The sequence below is a fragment of the Deinococcus pimensis DSM 21231 genome, assembly GCF_000519345.1.
In the GTDB taxonomy this organism is placed as follows: Bacteria; Deinococcota; Deinococci; order Deinococcales; family Deinococcaceae; genus Deinococcus_A; species Deinococcus_A pimensis.
This window is the reverse complement of sequence record NZ_KI912633.1, coordinates 7,235-11,671: the sequence shown is the minus strand read 5'-3', so window position 1 is coordinate 11,671 and position 4,437 is coordinate 7,235. Positions and strand designations below refer to the sequence as shown.

Here is a 4,437-nt window from a genome sequence, read left to right as displayed (position 1 = left end):
CGCACGAGGTAGGCGCGCGCGGCGCCCATGTGCGCGTCCAGCAGCGTGCCCTGATCGTCGATGCCGCCCGCGACCGCCACGGCCTCCTCGTACGTGTCGCGCGCCTCCTCCCAGCGTTCCAGCGCCGCCTGCACCTGCGCGAGCGCGACGAGGGCGCTCCCCTCGGTGCTCCGCAGCTGATGATGCCGGGCGTTCCGCACGGCGGCGCTCGCGTGCTCCTCCGCTTCCCCGGGGCGGCGGAGCCGCAGCAGGACCTCCGCGAGCCGCGCCTGCACGGCCGACGTCTCGTGAGCGTGACCGCCCGCCTCGAAGCGGACGAGCGCCTCGCGCAGCGACGCGTCCGCCTCCTCCAGTCGGTCCATCTCCTGCTGCAGCACGCCGATGTTGAACAGGAGGATGCCCTGGATGCGCGCGTCTTCACTGCGGTGCGCACGGACGAGGGTGTAGGCCTCCAGCAGGCGTTCGAGCGCCTCCGGGTAGTGCCCCAGGTCCGTCAGGGTCCGTCCGAGGTTCGTGAGGCCGTCGGACTCCCCGACGCGGTCTCCCAGCTCACGAAACAGGTCGATGGCCCGCTGGAGATGCCGCAGCGTCACGGTGGGCTCGCCGTGGGCGTGACTCACGCGCGCGAGGAGGTTGAAGGTCCGCGCCTCGCGCAGCTTGTCCTCCGCCCTCGTGCAGCGCTCCAGCGCCTCGGCGAGCCGCATCGCCGCCCGGTCGAGCTCGCCCGAGTCGAGGTGGAGCCGAGCGAGGGCGTGCAGGGCCTCCACCTCACGGGCGGGATCGAGACGGCGCAACGAGCCGACGGCGCGCGTGAGGACGTCCGTGGCCTCCTCTGGACGCGCGAGCCGCGCGAGGGCCTGCCCGGCGAGGAGCAGGGCGGCGCCCTCCTCGTCGGGCAGGCCGCTTCCCGCGAGCCTGAGGGCCGTCCGGGCGAGTTCGAGCGCGCGCGCCGGGTCCGTGCCGAGCAGGGCGGTGGCCTCGTCCAGCAGGGCCCGCGCGTCCTCCCCCACGACAAGGTGAGGGGGCCGGACGTCCTCTCCGGGATGGTATGCCGTCACGCGCGCGCTCTCCACGCTCACCATGTTAGGTGGGGCGGTATCACAGGGAGCTTACGGGACAGGGCGAACGCCCGGGGACGGGCGTCCGCCGGGCGTTCGTTCCGTTCCGGGATCAGGGAGCGGCGGTCCCGAGGAAACGCGGCAGGTCCAGACGGCCCGCGCCCGCGGCGGGATTGGAGGTGTCGGCGGAGGAGAGCAGGGCGGGCGTCAGGAGGCCCGGGTTCACCTTGTCGGAGCCGAGCGCGAGGGCCAGCGCGCCCGCCACGGCGGGCGTGGCCTGCGAGGTGCCGGACCACGCGCCCTGCAGTCCGTTCGGCGCGGCACTCACGATGTTCTCGCCGGGCGCGACGATCTCGGTGCCCGCGCCGTAGTTGCTGAAGGCGGAGCGCGCCCCCGAGGCGCCCACGCTGCCCACGCCCACGAGGTGATCACCGAGCGTGCCGGGCGTCTGCGACTGCGCGGCTGGGTAGTTGGCGCCCTGTCGGCCCTCGTTGCCCACGGCGGCCACGACGTACACGTCGTGGTCGGCGGCGTACTGCAGGGCGTTCGTGACGGCGGTGGTGGGGGTGTCCGAGCCGAGGCTGAGGTTGATGACCTTCGCGCCGTGATCCACCGCGTGGACGATGGCGGCCGCGACCTCGTCCGTGTCGCCGACGCCGTTCCCGTCGAGGACGCGCAGCGGCAGCACCTCGGCGTTCGGGGCGATCTGGAGCACGATGCCCGCGACGTTGGTGCCGTGACCGTACCCGACGTCGCCGGGCGCGCCCGTCTCCTGGGGCACGGCGTCGCCGTCGACGAAGTCACGCATGTCGCCGGCGGGCGCGAGGATGTTCGTGAAGGCGGGATGCGCGAGGTCGATGCCGGTGTCGATGACGGCCACGCGGACGCGCTTGTGCACGGCGAGCGCGCCGAACCCGGCGTGGACGCGGTCGAGGCCGATCTGGGTCCAGGCCCCGCTGTTGCCCGGCACCGGGCCGTACTGACCGCCCGCCCAGATGGTGCTGCCGCCCGCCCAGATGGTGCTGCCGCCCGCCCAGATGGTGCTGCCACCCGCCCAGATGGTGCTGCCACCCGCCCAGATGGTGCTGCCGCTGGGACGGACGCGGTAGGTGCCGCTGTTGGGTTCGAGGGTGGCGCCGTCCTCGGAGAGGACGCTCATGCCGCCCCTCCCGCGCAGGCGTTCGGCGGTCTGCGCGCCGACGCGCACGACGGCGAAGCCCGCCTTCTGCGAGAACAGCGTGACGTCACCGCCGTAGCGGCGCTCCAGGGAGGAGACGCTGCTGCGGGCGTCGATCGGCACGGTGACGGCGTAGGTCACGGCGCGCGAGATCGCTGCTGTCGGCGCGGTCGGGGTCTGCCCGCAGGCGGCGAGCAGGAGCCCCAGGGTCGGGCACAGAAGAGCGGAAAGACGCATACGCTTCATAGGAACTCCTTGGTGAGGGCGGCGAGTGGCCCTGTTTCCTGAGGGGGCAACTTCAGGAGACCAAAGATCCCTTCATGATCATCAGAAAAACTTCATAGATTAAGACAAGATTAAGAAGCGGGAGATGAGAAGGACAAAACGAACGTCGCCCGCACGAGGCGGGCGACGAGGAAAGAGACGGATCAGATGACCTGGATGTTCTCGGGAAGACGACGCAGCGCCTTCGTGGAGATCCAGACGCGCTTGACCTCGCCGTCCACGATGACGGTCTTCTTCTGAAGGTTCGCCTTCTGACGACGCTTCGAGATTCCCGTGACCTTGCGGCCCACGCCGCCGTCAGCCTTGGCCTTGCCGCGCCGGATGACGCTGTTCACGACCATGTTGCTCTTGCCCGTAACAAAGCACTTCTTCGCCATGATGTTCTCCTCGATCCCCGGCGTCTCCCGACGCCCTGGGGTAATGCCCTGAGGCAACCAAGATAGTACTTTATCAGGTCCCGCGGATTTTGTCTCCCACGGGCGTGAGGACCGCTCAGACGCCCTCGCCCTCGTCCACCACCACGCCCGACGACTCCGCCAGCCTCGAGAGCCACACGAACATCTGCACCAGCGCGAGCGCGAGCGCGGGGACGCCCGCCACCATCATCACCAGACCCGAGATCTGCTGGTTCTGCAGGGGCGTCAGGTTCCACAGGCACGGCACGTTCACGAAGGGGCTGTACAGCACCTTCGGGCTGTACAGCCACACCGCCGCCACACCCATCATCGGCAGGCCGTTGAGAAAGCCGAACCAGCCGCGTGTCCCCACCGCCAGCGACCGCACGCCCGGCAGGCTGTTCAGGGTCACCGCCCACACCAGCAACCCTCCACCCAGGTAGAGCAGTGGCAGCAAGGTCGCCGAGGTCGCGCCCACCACCGACGCGCTCAGGCCCGCCGGAAGGTTCCAGAACACGATGATCGCCGTCCAGAGCGCGAACGCCACGTACGGGTCCAGCAGGAAGCCCAGGACGCGCCCCGCGAGGCCGCGCGCGCTCAAGCGGATCAGCGCGGACGGCAGGCCCAGCACGATCAGCGGCGGCGCGAGCTCCGCGAGCAGCATCAGGCGCCCCATGTAGAGCGCCATGCTGTTGAGGGTGTACGACGACGCGCTCGACTGCAGCGCCAGCAACGCCACCAGCACGCCCGCCACGAACGACGCGGCCCGCCAGGGAGACCACAGCGCCCGCCTCGCCGCGTCACGCCGCGCCGCCACGAAGCGCCACAGGTACACGGCCAGGGCCAGCGCCGCCGCGCCCCACACCAGCCCATCGAACCGCCACGAGAACAGCAGCGTCGCCGCCGAGGGATTCAGGTCCATGGTCACTTCTCCTTCATGAGCCGCTCCAGGTCGCGCGCGACCCGGCGGTACTCGGGCATCTGCGTGTAGTCGTACGCGACGCGCAGACGACCCTCGCGGTCGATGACGTACGTCGCGGTGGTGTGGTTGATGAAGTAGTCGCTTCCCTTCGCGTTCGCCTTCGCGTACGTCACGTCGTACGACCGCGCGACGTCCGCGAGCTTCGGTTCCGTGAGACGCAGGCCCACGAGGTCCGGGCCGAAGAACTTCAGGTACGTGCCGATCACCCCCGGCGTGTCGCGGTCCGGGTCGAGCGAGACGAACACCACCCGCAGGTCGCCGCGCAGGTCCGCCGGGAGTTCCGCGCGGGCCTTCTCCAGGTAGCTCAGCGTGAGCGGGCAGATGTTCGGGCAGTGCGTGAAGCCGAAGAAGAGCGCCACCACCTGACCGCGCGTGCTCGCGAGGTCGAAGGGACGGCCCGTCTGATCCGTCGCGACGAAGGTGCGCGCGGGCGCGCCGCCGCGCGGGGTGCCGTAGAAGGGCACGGGACTCAGGACGCGCGCGTACAGCCACGCGCCCGCCAGCAGGACCGCCACGGCCAGCAGGGCCCGCGTGAGGCCC

Annotated in this window: 5 protein-coding genes; all 5 read right to left on the bottom strand. The window is 70.8% G+C overall.

Annotated features, from left to right (window positions below; all coding sequences use genetic code 11):
* On the bottom strand, positions 1-1,073 hold a 1,073-nt coding region (locus tag DEIPI_RS28565), incomplete at its 3' end, for a tetratricopeptide repeat protein (RefSeq protein ID WP_157463462.1).
* Between the two features lie 97 nt (positions 1,074-1,170).
* Positions 1,171-2,481: a S8 family serine peptidase gene (locus DEIPI_RS28560; protein ID WP_045233659.1), complete on the bottom strand. Its 1,311-nt coding sequence runs from the start codon at positions 2,479-2,481 to the stop codon at positions 1,171-1,173.
* 182 nt (positions 2,482-2,663) lie between these two features.
* Positions 2,664-2,897 carry a 50S ribosomal protein L28 gene (rpmB, locus tag DEIPI_RS0104605; protein WP_027480997.1) on the bottom strand — a complete coding sequence of 78 codons (234 nt, stop codon included), beginning with the start codon at positions 2,895-2,897 and terminating at the stop codon, positions 2,664-2,666.
* Positions 2,898-3,012: 115 nt separating this feature from the next.
* Positions 3,013-3,837 (bottom strand): cytochrome c oxidase assembly protein, encoded by an 825-nt coding sequence (locus DEIPI_RS0104600; RefSeq protein ID WP_045233658.1) that lies wholly within the window; start codon positions 3,835-3,837, stop codon positions 3,013-3,015.
* A gap of 2 nt (positions 3,838-3,839) precedes the next feature.
* Positions 3,840-4,437, bottom strand: a 598-nt coding sequence (locus DEIPI_RS28555; RefSeq protein ID WP_045233657.1) for an SCO family protein, incomplete at its 5' end; no start/stop codon positions are given.

What these genes read in the sequence shown, in the direction of transcription:
- rpmB (WP_027480997.1), bottom strand. Translation starts at nt 2,897, where the DNA reads ATGGCGAAGAAGTGCTTTGTTACGGGCAAGAGCAACATGGTCGTGAAC.
- DEIPI_RS28560 (WP_045233659.1), bottom strand. Translation starts at nt 2,481, where the DNA reads ATGAAGCGTATGCGTCTTTCCGCTCTTCTGTGCCCGACCCTGGGGCTC.
- DEIPI_RS0104600 (WP_045233658.1), bottom strand. Translation starts at nt 3,837, where the DNA reads ATGGACCTGAATCCCTCGGCGGCGACGCTGCTGTTCTCGTGGCGGTTC.